The organism is Oceanimonas pelagia (assembly GCF_030849025.1).
Taxonomy (GTDB): domain Bacteria; phylum Pseudomonadota; class Gammaproteobacteria; order Enterobacterales; family Aeromonadaceae; genus Oceanimonas; species Oceanimonas pelagia.
Map to the genome: position 1 here is coordinate 90,576 of NZ_CP118224.1, position 26,062 is coordinate 116,637.

A 26,062-nucleotide genomic window follows, 5' to 3' on the forward strand; every position below is an offset into this window, starting at 1 on the left:
CGAAGCTTACCAGAGCCGGAGCCACTCCCGAACAAGGCGAGCAGTCAGCCGTACTCACACCACCAGCACCGGGCATCTGGCGGCGCTGGTCACCCGGTGGGACACGCTGCCGAGCAGCATGCCTTCCTTGTCGCTGTGGGTGCCGCGGGTGCCCACCACAATCAGATCTGCGTCCTTTTCTCTGGCGAACTGCACTATCACTTTGGAAGGCCGGCCGCCGCGCACAAAGCCGCGCAAATGGGTGGCGCCCTGCGCCTGAGCATGGGTTTTGGCGTGGTTGACCACCTCCCGGGCGTATTCCGACAGCACCTTGTCGGGTATGTCCATCTCTGCCGGCCGGCCGATGGACAGGCTGGCTTCGAACAGGCTGTGGTGCTTGTACACGCAAATCAGCAAAATCTCGGCCTCGGGCAGCAGCTGTTGCAGCCGCACCGCCTTGTCTACCGCCCGCAGGGCGCTGTCGGAGCCGTCCACGGCCACCACGATTCGTTTAAACACTCAGCCTCCTGTCAGTCCGCAAAGGCCAGATCCCGGAAATACAGCGCAATGTCGGGAAAGGCGATAATCAGCCCGGCGGCGGCCACCAGCATAAAGATAAAGGGCGGGGTGCCGCGGATCACTTCCATATAGGGTCGCTTGAAAATGGCGATGGCGGTGAAAATGTCACAGCCAAAGGGCGGCGTGGCCGAGCCGATGGCCACCTGCAGGGTGATCAGCACCCCCACCAGCACCGGATCCAGCCCGGTAGACTGAATGGCCGGGGCGAAAATGGGCGTCAGCACCAGGATCACCACAATGGGGTCCACAAACATGCAGGCGATAAAAAAGGCCACGCAAATGGCGATAAGCACACCCACCGGGCCGGCCTCGTTCACGCCCACCGACTCCAGAATGGTCTGCGGCACCTGGGCGAATGACAATATCCAGGAAAAGCCGTTGCCCACCGCCACCAGAATAAACACCACGGCGGTAATCAGTCCGGTGGACTTGGCGATGCGGTAGATATCGGGCAGCTTCAGCGAGCGGAATACCACGAACTCCAGCAAAAAGGCATAAAGCACGCACACGGCGGCGGCTTCGGTGGGGCTGAATATACCGCCGTAAATGCCGCCCACGATAATCACCGGAAAGAACAGCGGCCACAGCGCCTGGCGCACGGCCACGCCGCGCTCGCGCCAGCTGGCCCTGGGCTCGGTGGGCACTTCGTTCTTGTGGGCGTAATACAGGCAGTAGAGCGAGAACATCACCAGGATCAGCAGCCCCGGGCCAATGCCGGCGATAAACAGCTCGGCAATGGAGGTTTCCGAAATCACCCCGTAGATGATCATGCCGATGCTCGGCGGGATCAGAAAGGCGATATCGCTGGCATTGATGATCAGTGCCAGGGTGAAGGGGTCGGAATAACCGGCGCGCAGCATTTTGGGCCGCAGCGGCGAGCCCACCGCCACCACGGTGGCCTGGGTGGAGCCGGACACGGCGCCGAACAGGGTGCAGGAGGTGGCGGTGCTGATGGCAAGCCCCCCCTTGATGTGACCGATAAAGGCCATCACCATGTTGATCAGCCGGTCGGCGGAATGGCCCCGGGTCATGATGTCGGCGGCCAGAATAAACATGGGCACGGCAATCAGCGAGGCCGGGCGAATGCCGCCCATCATCTGCTGAATAAAGGTGCCCATCTGACCAAAGCCGTCGAACATCATCACAAAGCCCACCACGGCGGCGGTGATCAGCGGAATCATCATGGGAAAGCCCAGCAGCAGCAGGCCAATCATGATCGACATTAACAGTGTTGCCATGGAGTTCACCTTTTACACTTCGGTTTCGGTGTCGCCATAGCCGTCCGGCACACCGGTGGAAAGAAATACCCCCCGGCTGGTGAGGTTTTTGACGGCGGTCAGCAAATACTGAATGCCGGTTATGGCAAAACCCACCGGCACCCACAGGTAAATCCACCAGATCTCAAAGCCCAGTGCCGGCAGAATGCGACCGCGGCTGTACAGGGTCTCGATATAGCCGTAGGCGTGATAACAGAGAAAAAACATGACGGCCGAGGTAAACAGCGCGATCAGCACCATCAGCACCTTGCGCAACCGAACGGAGAGCGAGTCGTACAGGGCCGACATGCGAATATGGCGGCCGTGACGGGCGGCGTAGCCCAGGCCGGCAAAGGTGATCAGAATAATCAGAATGCGGTTGATTTCGCCGGAGAAGAAAAAACCCTCACCAAACACAAAGCGGGCAATGACGTTGGCGCAGGTGTTGATGGCCATCAGCAGCACGCCGGCGGCCAGCATGACCGCCTCGATGCGGGCAATCCATTCGTCCAGCCAGCCCAGTACCCCGGGCAGGCCGGAATGATAACTGGCGGTGTCGTCCTCGACGATGTCCTGGTTGTTGTTGTTCATACCGTGCTCCTTGACCGGTTAAAAGAGCCGGCCAGGGTAAAAGAGAAGGGGCGCAAAGCGCCCCGTTATCGGTTAGTTGGTCACTTTTTCGAGATCTTCTTTAAAGGTGTTGAGCAGTTCCTGGCCACGCTCACCGGTCATTTCAATGAACTTGGCTTCCACCTGGGGGGCGCGGGCACGGAAGGCGGCAATCTGCTCTTCGTTCAGGCGGGTAACAGTCACCTCGTCGCTGCTGCTGGTGATCTTTTCCAGCGCGCGCTCGGCCAGGCCGTCGATATGTTCTATGGTCTGTTCAAAGGCGTAGTCGGAGGCCTTTTGCACCAGTTGCTTGTCCTGGTCCGACAGGCCGTTGTAGAAGTCCTGGTTGGCCATCATGGCGGTGGTGAACCAACCGTGGCCGGTGAAGATAAGGTTGGGCGACACCTCATACAGGCCGCCGGACTCGATCCAGAAAATGGGGTTTTCCTGGCCCTGAATCATGTTGGTCTGCAGTGCGCCGTACACTTCGCCCCAGGGCAGGGGGGTGGGGGTGGCGCCAAAGGCGGAGTAGGTTTCCGACAGCAGCGGGTTGGTCATCACCCGTACCTTCTTGTTCTTCAGCTCTTCGGGGGTGGTGATGGGCTCGTCCAGCGTGACCACAAACTCCCCTTCCGGGTACATTTTCAGCAGCTTCAGGCCTTTTTCCGCGTAGAGTTTCGGAAATTTCTCGTTGATGGCGTCACTTTCCCGAAAGAAGCTCACCACGTCCTTCATGTCGGTGGGCATCAGGTAGGGAATAAAAAAGATCTGCGCTTCGGGGATCAGAGCACCGGTAAAGCCGGGGGACTGATTCACGAAATTCAGAATGCCCGCCTGGGTCTGCTCCATGATGTCGTCCGACTCGCCCAGCTCGCCAAAGCGGTAGATCTGCAGCTGGTGCGCCGAGTTGTCCTCGATGTATTCCTTGAACTTGTGGGCGAACACATCCTGCACGTCGCCTTCGTATTCCTCATGGGCGTAACGCCAGGTATCGGCCTGGGCGGCGCCACAGGCGAACAGGGCCAGGGCCGACACACCGGCCAGTTGCTTGAGCTTGAATCCCTTTTGCATATCCATTTGGTGCTCCGTTATGGTTTCGTGCTCTAACTTTAATTGCGTTTATAGACTGGCAAAATAAGCAACAAGACGCAAGAAAAGGGGCTCGTTCAAATACGTTTTTAAGAGGTGGAAAGAAAGGATTCTGATGTGTTTTGGTTATTATGCTTGCGTTGTTATGATTTTTTGGCGGTTTTTGGGTGACTTTGTTGGCTTTTGCAAGTGCGGGAACATGAGTGGGATGATAGGGGGCGAAAGATTACAGTGGTAAGCAAGTTGACCGCTCAGACTGAAACATCAGCGTAGACGACGAAACGCAAAACAGGCAAGCCGGGTTGCCTGAACCCCTCACACCGGCGGCGCCGGTATGACATGAAGCAGTAGCAGGGATTGCCGTAGCCGACCGGCACATGGAAGTACTTGTCGCGTGCCGGTGGAGGCAAGCCTGCTGCTGCTTCGCATTGCGGAGTCTGGCCGACATGCTCCTCGGCCAAAGGCTCAGAAGTGGTAGCTCAGCACCATACCGGCCAGGGCCTGGGTGGCCTCGCCGGCCCGTTTGACGATGGGGCTGTCTTCGGCATCGCCGGTGAGTTGAGTGATGCCGGCCAGGCCGGTGACCGACCAGTTTGCGGCAACACGGTAATTGATGTTGCCGCTCAGGCCCAGACGCCAGTAACCCTCGCCGGGCTCATAACGGCTGAAGCCACTGCGGGCGGCATCGCCGGCGGACACGCGAAACAGGCTTTGGGTCCACTCCTTGCTGCTGTAGGTCAGGCTGGGGCCAAAGCCGGCGGTCCAGCCCGGTGCAATTTGATCCCGCCAGCCGGCGCGCAGGGTCAGCTGGTAGCCGTCCACATCACCGGTCAGCGGCGTTTGGCCCTGCAGGCTGAAGCGCCAGAAGCCGGGCTGGTAGCTCAGGCGCAGGCCGCCGGTCAGGCCGCCGTCCACGCGCGCAAAACGGTGCAGGTCACCGTCGTTATCCCGCCCCGGGGTGTAGCCGACAAAGGGCGACAGGCTCCAGTCCTGTTGCTGATACAGGTTCCAGCCCAGACCATCGCGCCAGTTGAGGTAAAACAGCTCACCGTATTTGAGGTTGGCGTCCGGCAGCACTCTGGTCTCGTAGTCATCGCTGCCCAGGTAATCGGGGGCCTGGGTGGCGGAAAGACCAACGCTGCCGCTCCAGGACTGGGCCATGGCCGGTGCGGCCAGCAGTGACAGGGCGGCAAGGGAACAGACAATGGATCGGTTCATGAGGGTGGCTGTGCTCCTGAGGATTGAAGATGGAATGTTCGCCGCTCCCTGGCGTTGCCGGTCAGGCGGGTTACCGGCGGCTCCGTTTGCATCCTTAACTAACCGGTAAGGCCAAGTCTAGCATGATGATCCTCGCCGTCACCGTTGTGAGCGCCCAGATTGGGTGAAGGTGAATACCGGCCAATAAAAAACCCGGCCGTGGCCGGGTTTGCATGTTGTTGCTGTCGGAGGCCGGCTTAGCCGTTCAGCTGGGCCAGGGCCTGGTTCAGGGTGGTGCTGGGGCGCATCACCTTTTCCAGAACGGCCGGATCGGCATGGTAGTAGCCCTGAACGCCGGCGGGCTGGCCCTGCACGGCGTTCAGTTCGCTGACGATCTGGTCTTCGTTGTCGGCCAGGGCCTTGGCCAGGGGCGCGAAGTGGGCGGCCAGTTCGGCGTCCTCGGTCTGGGTGGCCAGCTGCTGAGCCCAGTACAGGGCCAGATAGAAGTGGCTGCCGCGGTTGTCCAGCTCGCCGGCGCGACGGGACGGTGACTTGCCGTTGTCCAGCAGCAGCTCGGTGGCCTTGTCCAGACACCTGGCCAGCAGCTTGGCGCGGTCGTTGCCTTCCTTGATGCCCAGCTCCTCCAGCGACACTGCCAGGGCCAGGAACTCACCCAGGGAATCCCAGCGCAGGTGGTTTTCTTCCATCAGCTGCTGCACGTGCTTGGGCGCGGAGCCGCCGGCACCGGTCTCGTACATGCCGCCGCCGGCCAGCATGGGCACGATGGACAGCATCTTGGCGGAGGTGCCCAGTTCCATGATGGGGAACAGATCGGTCAGGTAGTCACGCAGCACGTTGCCGGTCACGGAAATGGTGTCCTTGCCGCGCTTCATGCGCTCCATGGAGAAGCGAATGGCCTCGTTGTAGGCCATGATGCGAATGTCCAGGCCGGACAGGTCATGCTCCTGCAGGTAGGCTTCCACCTTCTTGCGCAGCTCGTTGTCGTGGGCGCGTTCGTCGTCCAGCCAGAACACCGCCGGGGTGTCGGAGTTGCGGGCGCGGTTCACCGCCAGTTTGACCCAGTCGCGAATGGCGGCGTCCTTGGTCTGGCAGGCACGCCAGATGTCGCCTTTTTCCACGTCGTGCTGCATCAGCACCTCGCCGGCCTCGTTGACCACCCGCATGGTGCCGTTTTCGGTCAGCTCAAAGGTCTTGTCGTGCGAGCCGTATTCCTCGGCCTTCATCGCCATCAGGCCCACGTTGGACACCGAGCCCATGGTGCGCGGATCAAAGGCGCCGTTGGTCTTGCAGAAGTTGATCACTTCCTGATAGATGCGGGCATAGGTGGACTCGGGCATCACCGCCTTGGTGTCCTTCAGCTTGCCGTCGCGGCCCCACATCTGACCGGAGTTGCGGATCATGGCGGGCATGGAGGCGTCCACGATCACGTCGCTCGGCACGTGCAGGTTGGTGATGCCTTTCACCGAGTCCACCATGGCCAGCTCCGGACGGTGCTCGTAGCAGTCGTGAATGGCTTCTTCGATTTCTTCCTGAGTGGACTGGGGCAGGCTCTTGATCTTCTCCAGTACGCTGCTCATGCCGTTGTTGGGGTTTACACCCAGCTCGTCAAACAGCTTGCCGTACTTGTCGAACACTTCCTTGTAGAACACCTTGACCGCGTGGCCGAACACGATGGGGTGAGACACCTTCATCATGGTGGCCTTGACGTGCAGGGACCACATCACGCCGGTTTCCTTGCAGTCCTGCAGGGTCTGCTCAAAGAAGCTTTCCAGCGCCCTGGCGCTCATGAACATGCTGTCGAGCACTTCACCTTGCTGCAGCGCCAGCTCTTTTTTCAGCTGGGGCTTGCCGTCCTGACCGATGAACTCGATGCGCACGGTCTGGGCCTTGTCCATGGTCACGGACTGCTCGCTGGAGAAGAAGTCACCGCCGGTCATGTAGTCGGCGTGGGAGCGGGACGCCTTGCTCCAGGCTCCCATGGAATGGGGGTATTTGCGGGCAAAGGCCTTGACCGCGGCCGGGGCGCGACGGTCGGAGTTACCCTGGCGCAGCACCGGGTTTACTGCGCTGCCCAGCACCTTGGAGTAGGCCTCGCGGATGGCTTTTTCTTCGTCGGTCTTCGGCTCTTCCGGGAAATCGGGCACGTTATAACCCTGGGACTGCAGCTCCTTGATGCAGGCGCGCAGCTGGGGCACCGAAGCACTGATGTTGGGCAGCTTGATGATGTTGGCGTGCGGGTCCTGGGTCAGCTCACCCAGCTCGGCCAGGCCGTCGGCCACGCGCTGCTCGTCGGTCAGGCGCTCGGGAAAGGCGGCCAGTACGCGGCCGGCCAGGGAGATGTCGCTCAGGGTAACATCAATGCCGGCGGCGTCGGTGAAGGTGCGAATAATGGGCAGCAGAGAGTAGGTGGCCAGAGCGGGGGCTTCGTCGGTCAGGGTATAGACGATGGTCGATTGTTTGGTGGTCATTATTTCCCTATTTCCCAGGTTGATGTTGGGGGAGCAGCGGCCGCGCCTGGTACCAGAGGATATTGGGTACTGGCGCTGGACTTGAATCCGCTGCGCGGAATTTCCGGCGCCCATTGTATGACACTTGGGCGCGCGGACTTAAGTGTTCAAGTTCAAATAAGCAAGAAATAGTCGCGGGGCAAGCGGATTGAACCAATACTCATACGGCCAGCATCCCCGGCACCCGGCGATCAAGTAGTGTGATCCGGATCAAGAAAAGAGCGGTTGGTGACGTTATTCCCTATAATCCCTCCGGGCTTGTCCGTCGGGACATGTGGTACCCGCTGTTATGTAAGGATGCACTATGAGAGAGAACCTTCCCGTTACCCACCGGGAACGCACCTTCGACGCCAGTGAGCGGCTGGTCTCGACCACCGATATTCACGGCAATATTCTTCACTGCAACGACGCCTTTGTGAACGTCAGCGGCTATCCCCGTGAGGAGCTGATTGGCCAGCCCCACAATCTGGTGCGTCATCCGGACATGCCACCGGCCGCCTTTAAGGTCATGTGGGAGCATCTCAAGGCGGGACAGCCCTGGATGGGCCTGGTCAAAAACCGCTGCAAGAACGGCGACCACTACTGGGTGGATGCCTATGTGTCGCCCATTACCGAGGGCGGCAAGGTGGTGGGGTTTGAATCGGTGCGCGCCTGCCCCGACCGGGAAGACGTGGCCCGGGCCGAGCGGCTTTACGCCCGGCTGCGGGCGGGGGCGTCCCTGCCACGCGCCTCCATACTGTCCCGGCCCTGGTGCTGGCTGGGGGCCGCCCAGCTTCCGGTTGCCGCCCTGCTGGTCAGTGGCAATACCGACGCCGCGGTGATGCTCGAATTACTGTCGCTGGCCGCCTTTGGCGGCTGGGTGAGCCACTGGCACCGGCACACCCTGATCCGGCTCGATGAACTGCTGGGCGGTGCCTTTCGCCACGAGCTGGCCGTGCATACCCACAGCCGGGAGCAGGGCATGCTGGGCCGGCTCAAGGCGGGCATTCGCAGTGAAAAGGCCCGGCTGACGGCCACCATTACCCGCATTGAAGACGCCGCCGGCCAGGTGACCCGCAGCTCCGACAGCGGCCAGGCAAGGTCCCGCCAGGCCCGGAATGGCATGGCCGGTCTGCGTCAGGAAACCGAGCAGGTGGCCACCGCCATGCACGAGATGAGCGCCAGCATCAACGACGTCACCGCCCATGTGCAGGAAACCGCCACGCAGGCCGACAGGGCCAGCCAGATGGCTTACCAGGGCCTGGAGATGGCCGGTGTCACCCGGGAAGCCATTGCCGGGCTGAAAAATACCGTGGACGATATCGGTGCCGAGGTGCAGCGGCTGGCGCAGCAGATCACCGGCATTGCTCAGGTTGCGGACATGATTGAAACCCTGTCGGAGCAGACCAACCTGCTGGCGCTCAATGCCGCCATCGAGGCGGCCCGGGCCGGCGAGCAGGGCCGGGGCTTCGCGGTGGTGGCCGACGAAGTGCGCCGGCTGGCGGCGCGGACCCGGGAGTCCACCGGCGAGATCCACCGTATTGTGGCGGAGCTGAGCGATCGCGCCGGCTCGTCGGTGGCGGTGGCCGAGCAGGGCAAGATTGGTGCCGAGGCGGGGCTGGGCCGTGTGGTGGAAACGGAAAAGAGCCTGAGCGGCATTACGTCGGCGGTGTCGCGCATTGCCGACATGTCAATGCAAATGGCCACGGCGGTGGAGCAGCAGGCGCGGGTGGCGGAAGACATCAACCGGCAGGCGGTGCACATGGCCAGTCTGTCGGACTCGGGGCTGGCCCAGGCCGACTCTGCCGCCGGCAGCATGGCCGAGTTGCAGTCGGTGGCCGGCGAACTGCACGATCTGGTGGTGCGGCTGAGGCGGTGAAGGGGCACTCAGCCCGGCTGACACCATGCCTACTTGCGTTTGGCGTAGGTGCGGCAGAGCCGGCGCAGCACCGGCAGTTGCTGCTGAAAGTTGCTGCAGGCGTCGCACATCAGGGTGTGCAGCCGCAGCGACAGTGTTTCCCGGGTGGTAAGGGGCCGCTCCTGGCTTTCGGACATCAGCCGGGTGGCCTGACGACATTTCAGCATGAGCAGTCTCCTTGCCGTTGCCAGCGGTTCTCCAGGCATTCGCGCAGCCGTAGTCGTGCCCGGTACAGAATGACATTGAGATTGCTGACGGTGAGCGCCAGCTCGGCGCAGATCTCCGGGCTTTCCAGCCCCACGAATTCCCGCATCATGAATACCCGGCCCTGACGGGCGGGCAGGCCCTCGAGACAGGCCTCGAAGACTTGCCAGAAGCGCTCGTCTTCCAGGCTGTCATCGGGAGAGCTCCAGCGCATGGGACGCTCTTCCTTGTGCCAGCGTCCGGCCTGGTTGAACAGGGTGTCTTCAAACTGCTGATCGGTGTCGTCGTGCAGCTCGCTGACGCTGGTCAGGCGCTGGCGCCGGCGGATCTGGTCGGCGATCTTGTGCTTGAGAATGGCAAACACCCAGGTCTTGTAGGCGGAGTGGCCGTGAAAGGAGTCGGCATAGCGAAAGGCGCCCAGCATGGCTTCCTGCACCGCGTCTTCCGCCAGGTGGGGATCCCGCAGCTGCAGGGTGGCGAATTTCAGCATTTGCAGCCGCAGTTGTTCGTTCAGCTCGGGCGAAAACGCCGACGATTCAGCCATGACAATCCTTGTCTGTTGAGTCTGGGGGTATGACTGCAAGTTAATCACAACGTCCTCGAGTTAGCCAATGATCCAATGACACTACACCGGGGCCGCGGGCGATCAGCAGCAGCAGTACCGTGGCCCAGATGCCATGCAGCGGCCAGGCTCCCGGGTACACCAACACCTGGATCACCAGGGTCATGCCCAGCAGCGCCAGTGCCGACAACCGGGTAGCCAGCCCCAGCAGCAGCAGCAGCGGAAACACATGCTCGGCGGTGGCCGCCAGCAGCGCCCCCAGCTCGGGGGAGAGCAGCGGCAGCCGGTATTCTTCCCGAAACAGAAACACCGCCGACGGATTCAGACTGGGCCACCCCAGGCTGAACTCGCCGCTGACGATATCGAGGCTGAAGTTGTTCACCTTGGTCTGGCCCGAGCGCCAGAACACGGCGGCGATGGAGAACCGCCCCAGCAGGGCGAGCAGGGAATGGGGCAGGCGGTTGAGCGAGGCCCGCAGCCGGCAGCACCGTTGGGTAAAGGTCATGAGGCGTCTCCTTGCGTAATAAATCCGGTCACGGCCCGCCATTCCAGCAGGCCCTGCAGTATGGCCGCAGGATTGAAATCTGCCTGCTGTTGCAGGCTGTGCTCCAGGGCGGCTGCCAGGGGCGCGCCTGCCCGCAGGCACTCAATAAAGGTGGCGTCGGCGTCAGCGAGGCGCAGCAGCCTGACCGACAGCCCAATCCGCAGTACCAGCACGTTTTCCGGTGTGGCGGTGCGAATTTCCTGCAGGCGACCTTCGCCGTGGTGTGCCAGCCAGATGGAAGCCACCGCAAAGGCCGAACGCAGCAGGGCGCAGGCAGGCGTCAACTGCAAACCCTGGCGAGCCAGGCGCTCCGGATCGGTCAGCAATGCCTGCAACCGGTCGGCGGTGACCGGCTCGGTGTCGGCGGCATGCTGCACTCGTTGCACCAGCAGCTCCAGCCGGGCCATGTCGGCCAGCCAGGGCAGGCGGTTGGCGGGAGCAAAGCCCTCGATAAACGCCGGCAGGCTGTCGCCGTAGCCGGTCAGCAGCGGCGATGACGGCGGTGACTGTTCGATATAAATACCGGCCATGGCGTTAAAAAAGTCGTCGCCCACCAGCTGTTTGCACACCGGAAACAGTGCCGCCAGCGCCTCGGTGAGCGAGACCCGTACATTGTTGCGATACACGTTGAAGCGGGCCCGCTGGCCGGGGTGAGCGGCGACCCCGGCGGGCACCGGCAGGGCCGGATCGAGCAGGGCGTGAAGAAAGGCATTATGCATGGCGGCGCTCCCGCTGGCCGGCCTGGCCCAGCAATCGTTGAATATGACCGGTTTCCGCCAGCAGCGCGCTGAGGGCGGGCACATTGTTGTCCCGCTCCAGCAGGGTGGGCAGCGGGCCGGTGCGGGCCAGCACTTCGCGGTACAGCGCCCATACCGGCTCGGCCACCGGGCTGCCGTGGCTGTCGAGCAGCAGCCGGGCGCCGCTGTCATCGGCCTGCTCGTCAAAGCCGGCCAGGTGCACCTCGCCCACCCGATCCAGGGGCAGGGCCGTTATGTAGTCGTGCGCGTCGAAGTCATGATTAACCGCCGACACATACACATTGTTCACATCCAGCAGCAGGCCGCAGCCGGTGCGGCGTACCGCCTTGTGAATAAAATCGGCCTCCTCCATTGTGGACTCGGCAAAACGCAGATAGGTGGCGGGATTTTCCAGTAAAATGGGGCGGTGCAGCACCTGCTGCACGCGGTCCACGTGATCGCACAGCCGTTGCAGGCTGGCGGGGGTGTAGGGCAAAGGCAGCAAGTCGTTGGCATAGCGGCCACCGAAGCCGGCCCAGGCGATGTGCTCCGACACCGCCTCGGGCTGGTAGCGGGCCACCAGCCTGGCCAGCCGGGTCAGATGATCCTCGTCGAGGGGGTCCATGCCCCCCAGCGACAGGCCCACGCCGTGCACCGACAGGGCATACCGTTCACGCAGACGGCCCAGCCAGTGATGGCGCGGGCCGCCCTCAACCATAAAGTTTTCGGCGTGAATTTCCACAAACCCCAGCTCGGGGCGGGTGGCCAGTATCTCTTCGGCGTGCTGCAGCTTGAGCCCGAGGCCGGCCATGGCCGGCAGCCGGGAGGCACCCGCCGGTGCCGTGTTCAGGGCAGTGGTCATGGTGCCTCCTCAGCCTCAGGCCTTGACCTCTTCAAAGGCGTCCAGCTGGCCCTTGCCGGTGGGCGAGGTGGGCGAGTCGGTTTCCAGGCAGGTGCCGGCGGGTACCAGCTTCCAGGCGTTGCCCTGATAGTCGGTTTTTGAAGTACCGGCGCAGGTGGTACCGGGGCCGGCGGCGCAGTCATTCTGGCCGGCCAGGGCCACGCCGTAGCATTTTTCCATGTCGTGCTCGGCGCCGGCATGGTTGTCGGCCAAGGCGGTGCCCGAAGCGGCCAGGGCGGTGCTCAGGGCAAAGGCGAGGGTGGTGGCGGTGTTGACCTTGTTCATAATCAGTATCCTTCTGTAAGTGATAAAAGAAAGGCGGCGTATCACCGTCTTTCTGTTTTCTTGGTCGAAGGACACGGCGGGATTCTTACAACTATTTTTCGTTTTTTGTGGGGCGGGGAATTTCCTCCACCTCCACGATTTTGGAGCGGCTGACCACCACCTTCCAGCGTTGCAGCACCGGTGGCTTCTGGCCCTGCACTTCCCGGGTAACCAGGTTGAGCAGGTAGCGTTTTTCCACCGGCTGACGGGAAACCTGATTGTCCTTCAGCTGGTAAACATGATGGGAGCCCTTTTCCATCAGCCGTGCCAGCAGGGCCAGATCCAGCTGCAGGCTCTCCCGGGTCTGTTCATAGCCGGTGAGAAAACGGGTGGGCAGCATGCGCGAGTGGCTGCCGTAGTGCATCACTACCTCTTCCCGCTGGCTGATGTTGGCCCGGCGCACGGCGCGCACCTCCTCGGGCACCCGTGACGGACGCTGGTAGTCGAACCATTCCAGCTGGCGCCCCACCGGCTGCGCGCTGTGCACGTCAAAGTATTGCCGCCGCCACTTGGGCCGGCCCTTGCGCAGCCAGCGCCACAGGGTGTTGCGCAGATCGTCCTTGAACAGCTCGCGCAGGGCGTACAGCAGAGCCAGGGCGAAGATCACCATCATGGAGATGCCGCCCAGGGTTTCACGCACCTCGTAGGCGGCCAGCGACACCGTGGTCATCACCACGGCGGTGACCGCCGCCTTGAGCAGCTTCTGCTCGCCGCCACCCAGCTCCCGGGTTTTTTCCTTGAGGGTCACCGGATATTCGATCAGCCGGCGCAGCAGCCGCATCTTGTTGGAAATACGCGACAGCGAGTCGCTGCTGTGGGCGGTGTTGTACTGGTTGTCGATGCGGTGCCGGCGTTCAACGGCGCACACCTCCAGCAGCAGTGACTTGACGTGCCGGTAGTCGCCGTTGCGAGGCAGGTGGGCCACCAGCGACAGCAGCCGCTGCTCGGTAAACCAGGACACATAATTGTCGATATTGGCGTAATACTTGCGCAGCGTATCGTCACTGGGCACCCGACGGCGCAGCCGGCCGAGAATGTCCTGGGCCAGGGCCACCACGGCTTCCACTTCGGCCAGCTCCACCTCTTCCATGCGGTGGCGCAGATCGTGGCAGGACTGCTCCAGCCCCACCACATACTGGTAGCCGTAGAGGCTCAGGCTCAGCCGGTATTGTTCGGGCGTGAGCTTGCCCCGCTCCGCCAGCCGGCTGTGCACCAGCGGCAGGAGAGGGCGGTCGCTGAAGTAGGTGCGGCTGGTGTGAATGGCGTGATGGTAAAAGCTCTCTTCCGGTATGACATGGCTGTTCAGCCCCAGCTCGCCGGGCACGAACAAATAGAGATCGAGCCGGTGCTCGGTGGCTTCCCGCAAAATGCGCGAGAGCCTGAGGGTGTGGCCGTCCTTGCGTTCAGCGGTGATCACGAAATATGGCTTTCCCAGTTAAACCAGCATGTTGTGATTATGCTACGCCGGCCGGAAAGGCCTTTAAAGGGTTTATTGCAGCAGCCGGCCGCTGCGCCCGAGCAGGCCGTGCACCAGGGTGCGGGTGGTGTGCAGGTTGTCGCTGGTGTCCACCACAAAGCTGGCCACGGCGGTGAGATAAATGCCGGTGAGGGTGACTTCGGCGGCACTGCGGCGCCAGCCGGTGGCCTGCCAGTCGGCGGCTTCCAGCAGCCACTGTACGGTGCGGCTGATGCGGGTAATGCCGTGAGCCTGCAGGTGAAGGTGGCCGGGCTCCAGCTTGTAGCCGAGCATTTCCTTCACCAGCGGGCGATAGGGCGCCAGGTAGTCGAGCCAGACCATGATGCCGGTGAGCAACCGCTCACGCATGGGCTCTTGCGGGTCCAGCGGCAGGCCGAGCAGGGCGTCGTCGGCCCGGTCAAACAGGGCCTCGGCCAGGTCATCCCGGGAGCGAAAGTGCCGGTTCAGCGTCGCCAGGGGCAGCTCCCGGACCTCGGCCAGCTCGCGCAGGCTGAAACTGTGCCAGCCCCGGTGCAGGCCCAGGTGCAGGGCGGTGTCGAGAAGGGCATCCCGTTCGGCGCTTGGGTGGGTCATGGTGCGCTCCGGTTGAAAGACTGTTGTTCAGTATAGAAGGCGGGACAAAACAAAACGGGCCCTCATGGGCCCGTTGTTATTAACACGATGCGCCGGCAGCTTACTGTTGCTGCTCGGTCAGGGTTTTACCCTGCTCGGTCCAGAACGCCTTGGCGCCGTCGTGCAGCGGGGTCACTATGCCCAGGGTGCCGGAGTCAATGCTCATGGCGGAGGCGGCCTGGGACACGGAGCGCATAAAGGTCAGGCCTTCTTCGGAGTAGATTTGCTTCAGGCTGTCGGCCACCTGCTCGGCGGACAGGTGCCGTCCGGCTACCCACAGGGCGGAATCCTGTACCGTGACCACGTCGTAGTCCACCCCCGGGTAGGTGCCGGCGGGAATGGTGACTTCGGCGTAGTAGGGGTGATCCTGGAACAGGGTGCCTGCGCTTGCGGCCTCGTGCACCTGCAGCAGGCGAATGTCGTTGCTGGAGGCGGCCTGGATCACGGACGCGTTGGGGAAGCCGGCAAACACCCAGAGGGCGTCAATCTGGCGATCTCCCAGGGCCGAGGCGCCCTGGTTGTAGCCGATGTATTGCGGGGTGATCTTGTCCCACAGGCCCACGCTTTCAAAAAAGCGCTGGGCCGAGGCGGCGGCCCCGGAGCCGGCCGGGCCCACGGCCACGCTCTTGCCTTCCAGCTGGGAGACCTCGGTAATGCCGGAGCCATCGAGCACGATCAGGTGGGCGGGTGCACCGTAGAGGTAGGATACCGCCTTGGCGTTGCGGTATTTGCGGGTGTCGTTGGTCAGCTTGCCGTTCAGGCCCAGGAACATGTCGCCGGAATAGACGATGCCGAAGTCGGCGTCCCTGGAATTCACCCGGCGCAGGTTTTCCACCGAGCCGGCAGAGGCCATGTTGGACACTTCCACGCCGTCCAGGGTACGGGACAGGCGGGTGGAAATGCCGTTGGAGAAATACTGAAAGGTGCCGCCGTCGGGGCCGCCGGAAAAGGCCAGTCGTTCGGTCTGGGCCTGAGGGGCGGTGGTGCCCAGGCTGGCGACGGTGGCCACGGCCAGGGTGGTCAGAACACGAAAGGACTTGCTGTGCTTGGTCATGATCATTTCCTCATTGTCGTTGTGTTTATGGTCTTCCGGTGAATCGGTGTCAGTCACGCTCGGGCACGGTCAGTACCGGAATGCGAGACTGGCGCAGCACCCGCTCGGCGGTGGAGCCGAGCAGCCACTTTTCCATGCCGCGCCGGCCTTGCGTGCCGAGCACAATCAGATCGGCGCCGTACGCGTCGGCACCGGCCAGAATTTCGTCCGCGCCGTGGCCCAGACGCAGCTCGGTGGTCAGCTCGTTCGCCAGGCCCTGAAAATGACGCTCCTTGAAGGCGTGCAGATCGCTCATGGCCTGGGTTTTCACCTCCCTGGTAAAGGCGTCCATCACGCTGGCGGGAATGCCGCGGCGGTGGCGGTTGTCGAGCTCGGTGATCACATGCAGCAGATGCAGCCGCGCGCCATGAGCCTCGGCCAGCTCCCGCGCCAGGGACGCCGCCCCGGCGGCGCCCTCGGAGAAGTCGGTGGCATAGAGTATGTGGGTAATCCGTGACATGGGCTCTCCTTAATGAGCGTTGGAGTGGTTAACGGCGGAGCGGGCGCTGCCTTCGCGCTGCAGCCACCACACCAGGGCCACCAGCGCCAGGCCGGCGATATCCGACACAAAGGTGGGCCAGTACAGCAGCAGGGTGCCGGCGCCCAGCAGCAACCACTCGTGCACGCGGGTCTGGCGGCGCAGGTAGCCCATGGCAAAGGCGCCAAAGGCCAGGGTGCCGAGGGTGGCGGAAACAAAGGCGGTGATGATTTCAAGCCAAGTGCCGTCCAGCAGCATGGCCGGCACATAGGCGAACAGCAGCGGCATCACGTACAGCATCTTGGCGAACTTGAACGAGGTCCAGCCGGTTTTCCACGGATCCGAGCCGGCAATGGCGGCGCCGGCATAGGCGGCCACGCACACCGGCGGGGTAATGTTGGAGTCCTGGGACAGCCAGTACACGATCATGTGGGCGGCGATGGCCGACACGCCGAACTCGCCCAGTGCCGGCACCGCCAGCACGGCCACGATCAGGTAGGCGGCGGTCACCGGCACCCCCATGCCCAGCACCAGCGAGGCGATGGCCACCAGCACCAGGGCCATGAACAGACTGTCGCCGGCCATGGAGATGATCAGATCCGAGAACTTGAGGCCCATGCCGGTGAGCGAGATGGTGCCCACAATGACGCCGATCACGCCGATGGTGGCGCCCACGATCAGGGTATTGCGCGCGCCCACCTGAATGGCCTCCCAGATCTCTTTCGGCCCCATGCGGGTGTCCTTGTTGACCCAGCTCACCGCAATGCACGACAGCGTGGCCCAGAACGCCGAGTTGCCGGCGGAGCGGCCGGTGAGCAGCAGCACGGTAATGATCACCAGCGGCAACGCATAGTACCAGCCGCTCTTGAACACGGTTTTCCAGTGGGGGATCTCTTCCCCCTGTACACCCACCAGCCCGTGTTTTTTGGCTTCGAAGTGCACCATGCAGTACACCGCCAGGAAGTACAGAATGGCCGGCCCGATGGACAGGATCATGATGGTGGAATAGGGGGTACCGGTGAGCTCGGCCATCAGAAAGCCGCCGGCGCCCATGATGGGGGGCAGGAACATGCCGCCGATGGAGGCGGCGGGCTCGATGGCGCCGGCCACGTGGGGCTTGAAGCCGGCCCGCTTCATCATGGGAATGGTGAAGGCGCCGGACGACACCGTGTTGGCGATGGCGGAGCCGGACACGGATCCGAACAGGGCGGAAGAGATCACCGCCACCTTGGCCGGACCGCCGGTGGAGCGGCCGGCCATGGCCAGCGGCAGATCGATAAAGAACTTGCCGGCGCCGGACTTCTGCAAAAAGGCACCAAAAAAGATAAACAAAATCACATAGGTGGCCAGCACGTTGGCCATGACCCCGAACACGCCGTTGGTGGTCAGGAACAGGGCGGTGGCCAGGCGTTCGAAACGAAAGCCCCGGTGGGCAAACAGCTCCGGCAGGTAAGGGCCGAACAGGGCAAAGGCGATCATGCCCACGCCGATCAGGGTGATGGACCAGCCCAGCACCCGGCGGCAGATCTCCAGGGACAGCAGCAGGCCGACCACGCTCACCAGCATGTCCACCTCGTTCTCGGCGCCGGCCCGGTAGTTGAGCGCCTCGAACTGGCTGATCCAGTAGAGCACGGTGCCCGCCACCATCAGCGCCAGCACCACGTCGCTGGCGGTGGGGCTGTTACCGTTGCGCCGGCTCAGCCACTGATCCAGCGGGAGCATCAGGGCGGCAAAGGGCAGGATGAGGGCCAGCACATAGGGCAGCCGGTCGGCATCCTGTTCCAGCGCCACGCTCAGGCCGTCGTATTCCCAGGTCTCCTTGAACAGGGTGAATTGCTGGTAAAGGGCGGTGGGCGAGTCGTAGATGACAAAGCAGCCCGCCAGCAGGGCCAGCAGGGCGGCGCTCACCAGCGACAGGCCGGCATGGGCGGTGCGGCCGCCGGCGGGGTAGAGCAGAAACACCAGCACAAAGGTGATCAGCACATAAATGCCGAGGTGATACTGGGTGCTGAGTGCGGCCACGCCGGCACCATAAAAGTAGAGGGCCACCATGGCGGCGGCCAGCGCCGCTACCAGCCAGGCCCAGGGCCCGGTGAGTTTGCGCTCGGTTTTGGCGTCCTTTTCCATCAGCTCCTTGAGCTTTTTCTGCTCTTCCGGGCTGAGTCCATCAAGGGACTGTTGTTGCTGTTGTGACATTCCTTTACCTCATTGTTCACTGGCCGCCAACAGGCTGCCGTTTTTATTAACATGTTGTTAGCAAGAGGCAGGCCAACTTTGGTGCATGCCGGCGGATCCCGCACCAAAAGGGGAACTGGGAAGGAACAATGGCGGTGCATGGCCACAGGGGAGTGTGAAAATGGGTGGAAATCCCCCCATCTGCAAGGGGCCATGAGCGGGTTTTCACCCATTCACGGTACGGGCCGCTCACCCTCGTCGTCTCCGCGAAGGAGCGTTATTCACCGCGAAGGCGGAGACGGGACCTGTGTGGGTCGGCAGACAACGCAGGGGACAGGTACAGCGTGCCCGGGACACCCTCCCTATGAGGGCATGACGGATTAAATTCCGCCGCTTTCGCGGCAGCGCCGAACCCAATGGGTGGAATTCCACCCATTGGGGGATTAATGGCTTTGGTGGCGGAGCGGGGTGGCGCGCAGCAGGTTGTCGTGTACCGGGCAGCGGGCGCACACCAGGTCAAGAAAGGCCTGTTTCCCGGCCTCGTCGAGATCGGCATCTATGTCGGCCTGAATGTCGATGTGCCTGAAGCCCACCGGGTCGTCGCTGGGCTTGCCGGCCAGCCCTGCCGGATTGATCTCGCCGGTCACCTCCACCTCAATGCCGCGCAGTTCAACTCCCTGCTCCCGGGCGGTCATTTTGGCGATGGTGGACACACAGCCGGCCAGGGCAAACAGAAAGGTATCCAGCGGGTTGGGGCCGGTATCGCCGGCGGCCGGCTGGTCGATCACCATTCGATGCTTGCCCACTTCGGCCCGCACCTGCCAGCCATCGGTCATTTTGGTGTTTACTCTGTAGCGCTTTATGTTCATGGCAACCTCTAATTTAGTTTTTTCTTATATTAAGGCCGCCAGAGTAAAAAGCAAGCGGGTTCAGCCCTTGTAGTCGTTCTTGTCGAGGCCGTGTTTTTTCATTTTGTCGTACAGGGTTTTGCGCGGCAGTTGCAGGCTTTCCAGGGTGTGCTTGATGGAGCCGCCGTGGCGGGCCAGCTCGGTCTGGATCAGGGTTTTCTCGAACTGATCGACCCGGGCCGCCAGCCCCTGGCCAAAGACCGGGCTGTCGTGCTGGAGGTGGTTGTCCAGATCAAAGGAGCAGGCCTCGCCCAGCAGCACGTAGCGCTCCGCCAGGTTGCGCAGCTCGCGCACATTGCCCGGCCAGTTGTGGCTCATCAGCATATGCAGCCGCTCCGCCGACAGGGGGGGGATTTCCCGTTCATACAGGGCCGAGGCCAGCAGGGCAAAATGCTGAAACAGCAGGGGAATGTCTTCCGGGCGGGCACGCAGGGGCGGAATGTCGATGCGCACCACGTTGAGCCGGTAATAGAGGTCTTCCCGGAACTCGCCGGCATCGGCCAGGGCGCGCAGATCCGCCTTGGTGGCGGCCACAATGCGAATGTCCAGCGGGATCAGGCGGTTGGAGCCCAGCCGCTCGATGGCCCGCTCTTCCAGTACCCGCAGCAGCTTGATTTGCAGGCTCATGGGCATGCTTTCGATTTCGTCGAGAAACAGGGTGCCGCCGTGGGCATGCTCGAACTTGCCGATGCGCTTTTCCCGGGCGTCGGTGAAGGCGCCCTTCTCATGGCCGAACAGCTCCGACTCGATCAGGCTTTCGGGCATGCCGCCGCAGTTGATGGCCACAAAGTTCTGGTCACGGCGCGGACTGTGTTCGTGAATGTAGCGGGCCAGCAGATCCTTGCCCGAGCCGGTTTCTCCCATCAGCAGAATGTCCGCCGGGCTGGACGCTACCGTCTGCACCAGCCGGCGCAGCTCCTGCACTGCGGCTGAGCGTCCGATAATGCGTGGTCCGGGAGCGCTCTGGGCCTGTAACTCCTGGCGCAGGCGGCGGTTGTCCAGGGTGAGGGCGCGTTTCTCCAGGGCCCGGTGCACGACATCAAGCAGCAGATCCGACGAAAAGGGCTTTTCAATAAAGTCGTAGGCACCGTTGCGGATGGCGCTTACCGCCATGGAAATATCGCCAAAGCCGGTGATCAGGATCACCGGAATGTCGGCGTCGATGGCGCCGATCCGCTCCAGCAGTTCCAGCCCGGAAGTGCCCGGCATATTGATGTCGGTAATGACGATGCCGGCAAAGTCTTCGGTTATCAGCGACAGCGCCTTGTCGGCGCTGTCGAGGGCACAGACGTCATAATCTTCCAGCTCCAGGGTCTGGCCGGCGGAGCGCCGAATGGCGGCGTCATCGTCGATCAGCAAAATGTGGGGCGAGGTCATGCAGGCTCCTTGTCGGCTCGGTTTAACACAAGAGTAAAGACGGCGCCGCCCTGCGGGTGGTTGGCGGCGGTGAGCTCGCCGTCCAGGCTTTCCGCGATGCGGTGAGAGATGGACAGCCCCAGCCCCAGTCCGGTGGACTTGGTGGTGAAGAAGGGCTCAAAGATATGTGCCAGCACCTGCTCGCTCAGTCCGGGGCCGTGATCGCGCACCGCTATGATGACGCGTCCGGCGCTGGTGGACACGTTAATGTCGATGCGTGGCTCGGGCTCGCCGGCCATGGCCTGCAGGGCGTTGCCGATCAGGTTGACCAGCACCTGCTCCAGCCGGCCCGGATCACCGGTTACCGCGAGCGCATCGTGCGTTGTTGGCCAGTGCAGCACGGCCTGGCGTTTTTCCAGCTCGCCGCCCATCAGCACCATGACGCCGCGGCGAAGCTGTTCAAGCCGGGTTTGCGCACCGCCGGCATCGCGCTGGCGGGCGAATTCCCTGAGGGGCTGCAAAATGGCGGCCATGCGCTGCGCCAGGCCGCCAATTTCTTCCAGGTTGCCCGCTGCTGCCTCGATGCGGCCCCGTTCCAGCAGCTTGCGTGCGTTGTCGGCGAACTGGCGAATGGCGGTGAGCGGCTGGTTCAGCTCGTGGTTGATGCCCGCCGACAACTGACCCAGTACCGCCAGCTTGGCGGCCTGCACCAGCTGATTCTGGGTTTGCCGGTGTTGCTCCACCTCCTGCTTGAGCCGCCGGTTGCTGTCGGTCAGCTGCTGGGTGCGTTGTTCTACCCGCCGCTCCAGAGTGGCATGAGCCTGTTGCAGCTCGCGTTCGTGGCGCAGCTTCATGCGGTGGCGGGCGCGCAGAAACAGCAGCAGGGCGACGCTGGCCCAGAAGGCCCCCAGCCCCGTGATCAGGGTGCGGGCAATGCGTGACTTGAGCGGGCTCAGGTTGGCCAGCACCGCCACCCGCATGCCCGCTTCCGGCAGCAGCTCACTCACCAGCAGGTAGTGGCCGGCGGCATCCTGGCCATCCAGCGTCAGCAACTGGTTGCCTCTGGCAGTCATGGCCCTGTGTTGCAGCGGCAGCGGCCTGACCTCGGCATTTTCGTAGCGACGGCTGGCTTCAATGCGTGCCAGCAATTGCGGAGCCGGTGTCAGGGCGCCGGTTTGCGGCAGCAGGCGAAAGCGCCAGTCATGGCGGGTGGAGATAAAGATGACGCCGTCTTCGTCCATTACCAGAATGTCCTGCAGGGCATCGTTCCAGCTGTCTTCAATGTCTTCCAGGTCCACCTTGACCACGGTGACGCCGATGATCTGATCGGCCTCGCGCACCGGGGCGGAAAAGAAATATCCCCGTACTCTTGAGGTGTTGCCCAGGGCAAAGTAACGGCCCTGGCCGCCTTCCATGGCCTGCTGAAAATAGGGCCGGAAGCTGTAGTCGTTACCAATAAAGGGCCGGGGGTGATCCCAGTTGCTGGCGGCCAGGGTGAGGCCGTTGCTGTTGATCAGGTAGCTGTCGGTGGCTCCCATGGTGGCGTTGACCCAGGCCAGGTAGCGGTTGGCGGCGTCGGTCTTGCGTGCATTGTGGGGATCGGTAAGCAGGGCTTTCAGCTGTTGCTGGGCCGCCAGCAGACGGGGCAGATCCCGGTGCCGGGCCAGCTGGTGGCGCAGGTTGATGATATAGCGACCCAGGCTGGCCTCGGCATCCTGACGGATCTGCGCCAGCCCCTGCTCCCGCGCGTGCCAGAATAACCCGCCGGCCACCAGCAGGGTGCCGAGCAACAGCAGCAGCGGCAGGGCAAGGCGGCGCAGGCGGGTAAGGGAAGGCGGCGTATTCTGGCTCATGATGGCCGGCATTATGCGCCTTGCGGAGCCGAATTGGCGTGATGTTGGCCGCACTCTTGAGCCTGAGCACGGTTTGCAGCGACAATGGCGCCTTTTACGGAGCACCTCATGGCCTTTCGCATTCGTTACCACTACCGCAAGCAGCAAAAAGAGATAGGTTACGCCAACGACAAGCACCACAGCATTTATGATGCCATTGCCGCCGCCGAGGGCCTGAACCTGGCGGAGTTTCGCTGCATGGAAGATCAGCTGGCCAATATCAGCCGCAACGATAAAAAAACCATGAAGGAATTTCGGGAGGAATACTTCCGCAAGCTGGGTTTCAGCCAGATCACCATTTTCCGGGAAGAGTAATACCGATTTAGTGGCGGTGTGCATTGCTCTTGTTTTTGCTCTTTTTATAGTGGCATTAACTGCTGGCGCGTCACACTGTGGTTAATATTGTTGAGTGATTGCGTCGGCTCGGTTTTTCATGATTTCAGCTCTTTTGAGTGTCATTTGAATTTGTTGTTACCGTATTGATTCTTCATGGCTTTTCCTTTTTATTGGGGCCGTTCAGGCCCCGGTTTGACGATACCGGAAATGCCAACAATGATAAAAACAACTCTTTACGGGAGAGCAGGTAAATGAATGCCATATTCCTGATGCTGATCGGGCTGGGTGCCATGGCGCTCGGCTATTTTGTGTATTCAAAATTCGTGGCCGAAAAAATATTCCGGCTGGACCCCGGTTTTCGCACACCGGCTCATGAATTTGAAGACGGGGTGGATTATGTGCCCACCAACAAGTTTGTGCTCTGGGGTCACCACTTTACCTCGGTAGCCGGGGCCGCCCCCATAGTGGGGCCGGCCATCGCGGTGATCTGGGGCTGGGTGCCGGCCTTTTTGTGGGTGGTGTTCGGCACCATCTTCTTTGCTGGTGTGCACGATGCAGGGGCCATCTGGGCCAGTAACCGTAACAAGGCCAAATCGGTGGGGGCCCTCACCGGCGATGTGGTGGGCAAGCGCGCCCGCAGCATTTTCATGATTGTCATCTTCCTGGTGCTGCTGATGGTGAACGCGGTGTTCGCCGTGGTGATCGCCGGCCTGCTCACCCAGTTCCAGACCTCGGTGGTGCCGGTGTGGGGCGCCATTGTGGTGGCACTGATCATCGGCCAGCTGATTTACCGCAAGATGATTGGCCTGCTCACCGTGTCCGTGGTGGGGGTGATCGCCCTTTACGCCCTGATCTGGGCCGGCCCTTCCATGCCGCTGGCACTGCCCGAGCTGTTTATGGGGCTGACCGACAAGGCCCAGTGGATCATTTTGCTGTTTGTCTACGCCGCCATAGCCTCGCTGCTGCCGGTGTGGATGCTGCTGCAGCCCCGGGACTACATCAATGGCCTGCAGCTGTTTGTGGGTCTGGGCCTGCTCTACGGCGCCGTGCTGCTCTCGGCCCCGGATGTGGTGGCGCCGGCCTTTAACGACAATGTGCCGGAAGGCACGCCCTCGCTGGTGCCCTTGCTGTTTGTCACCATTGCCTGTGGCGCCATCTCCGGCTTTCACGGTCTGGTGTCATCCGGCACCACTTCCAAGCAGCTCGACAAGGAAACCGATCTGCGCTTTGTGGGCTATTTCGGTGCCATAGGTGAAGGCTGTCTGGCGCTGGCCGCCATTATTGCCGCCACCGCCGGCTTTGCGACCCTGGCCGACTGGCAGGCCATTTACAGCGGCTTTGGTCAGGGCGGTGTGGCCGCCTTTGTGCAGGGCGGCGCCAATATTCTGAGCAACGGTCTGGGCTTTGATATTGAGTTGTCCCAGACCATTCTCACCGTGATGGCGGTGCTGTTTGCCGGCACCACCATGGATACCGGCCTGCGGCTGCAGCGCTACATCTTTCAGGAATGGGGCGTTATCTACAAAATCAACTGGATGCAGAAGGCGGCTCCGGCCACCCTGCTGGCGGTGGGTTCATGCCTGTTGCTGGCCTTTGGCTCCGGCGGTGACGGCTCCGGCGGCCTGCTGATCTGGCCGCTGTTCGGCACCACCAACCAGCTGCTGGCGGGTCTGACCCTGCTGGTGATCACCGTGATGCTGGCGCGTCTGGGCCGGCCCATGCTGGTGACCCTGATCCCCCTGCTGTTCCTGCTGGTGATGACGGTGCTGGCGCTGCTGATCCAGCTCAAGGGCTTTTACGATCAGGCCAACTGGTTCCTGTTTGCGCTGGATCTGGTGGTGCTGGGCGCGGCCATTCTGGTAGCGCTGGAATGCGGCGCCACCCTGACCAAACTGCGCAGCGGCAAGGCCGAGCAGGCCGGAGACCAGTCGTGAAGATCAAGCGGGTGCTGGCCTGGATAAACCGGGCCAGCCGTTATGCGGAAGAGGTGTATAACGCGCCCTACCGGGCGGCCATTGCCCGGGCCCGGCGCGAAGAGGATGACCTCTTTATGCTGCTGGTGTTCTCGGAAATGATGGGGGTGCCGAACCCGGCCTCCTATTACACCCTGGAGCTGCAGCCCCTGCTGCTGGAGCGGTTTCACGATTGGCACAAGCGCATGGGCATGGAGCACTCGCCGCTGGATCACTTCCGCTGCTGCTGATTGAGTTGTCTTTTGATGTGCTGCGTAGGTTGGTGATGAGCGAAGCGAATCCCAACATTTCGCACACCGGGGCCGGCTTCAATGCCGGCCTTACTGTCTGGAGAGATTACATGTTACTGACCGACAAGCGCGTGCTGCTGGTGGGGGGCAAGGGCGGCGTGGGCAAGACGACTGTGTCGTCGTCGCTGGCGCTGCTGGCGGCCCGCCGGGGCAAGCGCTGCCTGCTGGTATCCACCGACCCCGCCCACAGCCTGGCCGACGCCTTTGACCGGGAGATCGGCGATACCATTACCCGGCTGGCCCCCAACCTAGACGGCCTGGAGCTGGATCCGGATCACGAGGTGGAGCAGCACCTGGCCCGGGTGCTGGCCCAGCTCAAGCGCTTTACCCGGCCCGAGATGTACGGCGAGGTGGAGCGGCAGATGCGCCTTACCCGCCAGTCACCGGGGGCTCAGGAGGCGGCGTTGCTGGAACGCATGGCCCGGGTGATGGAAGAAGGGATGCAGACCCATGACCTGGTGATTTTCGACACCGCACCCACCGGCCACACTCTGCGTCTGCTCAGCCTGCCCGAGGCCATGGCCGCCTGGACGCAAGGGATGCTGAAAAGCAACCAGCGTTCGGAAAAACTGGGGCAAGTGCTGGACCACCTGACCCCGGGCAAGGACGTGGACAGCCCCTTTGGCGATCCGCGGGCCCACGAAACCGCCGGCATGGACGAACGCACCAAATCCATTACCGACACCCTGCTGGCGCGCCAGCGGCTGTTTCAGCGCACCCGCCGGCTGCTGACCGACGGTGAGCAGACCGCGCTGCTGTTTGTGCTGACCCCCGAAAAACTGCCGATACTGGAAACCGGGCGGGCGGTAACCGCCTTGCAGCAAGAAAAACTGCCCCTGGCCGGCCTGGTGGTGAACCGCATTCTGCCCGATGAAGCCGACGGCACCTTTCTGGCGCAGCGGCGGGAACAGGAAAAAACGCATCTGGCCGAGATTGCACGGCTGTTTGCCGATTTGTCCCGTTATCCGCTGTATCTGCAGCCCACGGATATTCAGGGCCTCGATGGACTGAGCGACATGGCCACCCGGCTGGAGCGAGCCGGACTCTGAGCGGTACGGAATTGAAT

24 protein-coding genes and 1 pseudogene are annotated in these 26,062 nt (G+C 62.5%); 5 read left to right on the top strand and 20 right to left on the bottom strand.

Annotated elements, in window-relative coordinates:
- Window positions 1-54: 54 nt before the first annotated feature.
- From PU634_RS00420 to PU634_RS00445, 6 genes are all read right to left on the bottom strand, one after another.
- Entirely contained in the window at window positions 55-498 is a 444-nt protein-coding gene (locus tag PU634_RS00420; RefSeq protein WP_306762119.1) for a universal stress protein, read from the bottom strand.
- Between the two features lie 11 nt (window positions 499-509).
- Complete coding sequence (locus PU634_RS00425; protein ID WP_306762120.1) at window positions 510-1,796, bottom strand: TRAP transporter large permease; 1,287 nt, start codon at window positions 1,794-1,796, stop codon at window positions 510-512.
- A 12-nt stretch (window positions 1,797-1,808) separates the two neighbouring features.
- Complete coding sequence (locus PU634_RS00430) at window positions 1,809-2,405, bottom strand: TRAP transporter small permease (protein ID WP_306762121.1); 597 nt, start codon at window positions 2,403-2,405, stop codon at window positions 1,809-1,811.
- Between the two features lie 72 nt (window positions 2,406-2,477).
- Window positions 2,478-3,500, bottom strand: a complete 1,023-nt coding sequence (locus PU634_RS00435; protein ID WP_306762122.1) for a TRAP transporter substrate-binding protein — start codon at window positions 3,498-3,500, stop codon at window positions 2,478-2,480.
- 477 nt (window positions 3,501-3,977) lie between these two features.
- Window positions 3,978-4,730, bottom strand: a complete 753-nt coding sequence (locus PU634_RS00440; RefSeq protein WP_306762123.1) for a MipA/OmpV family protein — start codon at window positions 4,728-4,730, stop codon at window positions 3,978-3,980.
- Between the two features lie 236 nt (window positions 4,731-4,966).
- The gene (locus PU634_RS00445; RefSeq protein WP_306762124.1) at window positions 4,967-7,198 is read right to left on the bottom strand and encodes an NADP-dependent isocitrate dehydrogenase; all 2,232 of its coding nucleotides are present in this window, start codon (window positions 7,196-7,198) and stop codon (window positions 4,967-4,969) included.
- A 343-nt stretch (window positions 7,199-7,541) separates the two neighbouring features.
- Between PU634_RS00445 and PU634_RS00450 the strand changes: the two genes are divergently transcribed.
- Window positions 7,542-9,095 (top strand): methyl-accepting chemotaxis protein, encoded by a 1,554-nt coding sequence (locus PU634_RS00450; RefSeq protein ID WP_306762125.1) that lies wholly within the window; start codon window positions 7,542-7,544, stop codon window positions 9,093-9,095.
- Between the two features lie 29 nt (window positions 9,096-9,124).
- On the opposite strand, the gene PU634_RS00455 is transcribed toward PU634_RS00450, so the two are convergent.
- The 14 genes and pseudogenes from PU634_RS00455 to PU634_RS00520 all read right to left on the bottom strand — a co-directional run bounded on the left by PU634_RS00455 (window position 9,125) and on the right by PU634_RS00520 (window position 22,370).
- Complete coding sequence (locus PU634_RS00455; RefSeq protein WP_306762126.1) at window positions 9,125-9,301, bottom strand: anti-sigma factor family protein; 177 nt, start codon at window positions 9,299-9,301, stop codon at window positions 9,125-9,127.
- Entirely contained in the window at window positions 9,295-9,882 is a 588-nt protein-coding gene (locus PU634_RS00460; RefSeq protein ID WP_306762127.1) for a sigma-70 family RNA polymerase sigma factor, read from the bottom strand. Before PU634_RS00460 ends, PU634_RS00455 begins: the two co-directional genes overlap by 7 nt.
- Before the next feature lie 40 nt (window positions 9,883-9,922).
- On the bottom strand, window positions 9,923-10,405 hold the full coding sequence (locus PU634_RS00465; protein ID WP_306762128.1) for a DoxX family protein: 483 nt from the start codon (window positions 10,403-10,405) through the stop codon (window positions 9,923-9,925).
- Complete coding sequence (locus PU634_RS00470) at window positions 10,402-11,163, bottom strand: HvfC/BufC N-terminal domain-containing protein (RefSeq protein WP_306762129.1); 762 nt, start codon at window positions 11,161-11,163, stop codon at window positions 10,402-10,404. Before PU634_RS00470 ends, PU634_RS00465 begins: the two co-directional genes overlap by 4 nt.
- A 91-nt stretch (window positions 11,164-11,254) precedes the next feature.
- Window positions 11,255-12,043: pseudogene (gene bufB, locus PU634_RS00475) on the bottom strand (MNIO family bufferin maturase); the annotation flags it as partial.
- A 15-nt stretch (window positions 12,044-12,058) separates the two neighbouring features.
- Window positions 12,059-12,367 (bottom strand): BufA1 family periplasmic bufferin-type metallophore, encoded by a 309-nt coding sequence (locus tag PU634_RS00480; RefSeq protein WP_306762131.1) that lies wholly within the window; start codon window positions 12,365-12,367, stop codon window positions 12,059-12,061.
- Window positions 12,368-12,458: 91 nt separating this feature from the next.
- Window positions 12,459-13,823: a hypothetical protein gene (locus PU634_RS00485; protein ID WP_306762132.1), complete on the bottom strand. Its 1,365-nt coding sequence runs from the start codon at window positions 13,821-13,823 to the stop codon at window positions 12,459-12,461.
- Between the two features lie 72 nt (window positions 13,824-13,895).
- The gene (locus tag PU634_RS00490; RefSeq protein ID WP_306762133.1) at window positions 13,896-14,456 is read right to left on the bottom strand and encodes a TetR/AcrR family transcriptional regulator; all 561 of its coding nucleotides are present in this window, start codon (window positions 14,454-14,456) and stop codon (window positions 13,896-13,898) included.
- Window positions 14,457-14,556: 100 nt separating this feature from the next.
- Entirely contained in the window at window positions 14,557-15,549 is a 993-nt protein-coding gene (locus tag PU634_RS00495; protein WP_306762134.1) for a TAXI family TRAP transporter solute-binding subunit, read from the bottom strand.
- Between the two features lie 49 nt (window positions 15,550-15,598).
- Window positions 15,599-16,048 carry a universal stress protein gene (locus PU634_RS00500; protein ID WP_306762135.1) on the bottom strand — a complete coding sequence of 150 codons (450 nt, stop codon included), beginning with the start codon at window positions 16,046-16,048 and terminating at the stop codon, window positions 15,599-15,601.
- Between the two features lie 9 nt (window positions 16,049-16,057).
- Window positions 16,058-18,262 (bottom strand): TRAP transporter permease, encoded by a 2,205-nt coding sequence (locus PU634_RS00505; protein WP_306762136.1) that lies wholly within the window; start codon window positions 18,260-18,262, stop codon window positions 16,058-16,060.
- A gap of 422 nt (window positions 18,263-18,684) precedes the next feature.
- Window positions 18,685-19,110: an OsmC family protein gene (locus tag PU634_RS00510; protein WP_306762137.1), complete on the bottom strand. Its 426-nt coding sequence runs from the start codon at window positions 19,108-19,110 to the stop codon at window positions 18,685-18,687.
- A gap of 60 nt (window positions 19,111-19,170) precedes the next feature.
- Window positions 19,171-20,526: a sigma-54-dependent transcriptional regulator gene (locus PU634_RS00515; protein ID WP_306762138.1), complete on the bottom strand. Its 1,356-nt coding sequence runs from the start codon at window positions 20,524-20,526 to the stop codon at window positions 19,171-19,173.
- Window positions 20,523-22,370 (bottom strand): sensor histidine kinase, encoded by a 1,848-nt coding sequence (locus tag PU634_RS00520; RefSeq protein WP_306762139.1) that lies wholly within the window; start codon window positions 22,368-22,370, stop codon window positions 20,523-20,525. The genes PU634_RS00515 and PU634_RS00520 overlap by 4 nt, the downstream gene beginning before the upstream one ends.
- Before the next feature lie 96 nt (window positions 22,371-22,466).
- Between PU634_RS00520 and PU634_RS00525 the strand changes: the two genes are divergently transcribed.
- The 4 genes from PU634_RS00525 to PU634_RS00540 all read left to right on the top strand — a co-directional run bounded on the left by PU634_RS00525 (window position 22,467) and on the right by PU634_RS00540 (window position 26,045).
- Window positions 22,467-22,712, top strand: a complete 246-nt coding sequence (locus tag PU634_RS00525) for a DUF2960 domain-containing protein (RefSeq protein ID WP_306762140.1) — start codon at window positions 22,467-22,469, stop codon at window positions 22,710-22,712.
- Window positions 22,713-22,984: 272 nt separating this feature from the next.
- The gene (locus tag PU634_RS00530; RefSeq protein WP_306762141.1) at window positions 22,985-24,667 is read left to right on the top strand and encodes a carbon starvation CstA family protein; all 1,683 of its coding nucleotides are present in this window, start codon (window positions 22,985-22,987) and stop codon (window positions 24,665-24,667) included.
- Complete coding sequence (locus PU634_RS00535; protein WP_107852307.1) at window positions 24,664-24,936, top strand: cory-CC-star protein; 273 nt, start codon at window positions 24,664-24,666, stop codon at window positions 24,934-24,936. Before PU634_RS00530 ends, PU634_RS00535 begins: the two co-directional genes overlap by 4 nt.
- Before the next feature lie 110 nt (window positions 24,937-25,046).
- Window positions 25,047-26,045, top strand: coding sequence for an ArsA family ATPase (locus PU634_RS00540; RefSeq protein ID WP_306762142.1), 999 nt, complete (start codon window positions 25,047-25,049; stop codon window positions 26,043-26,045).
- Window positions 26,046-26,062: the final 17 nt, after the last annotated feature.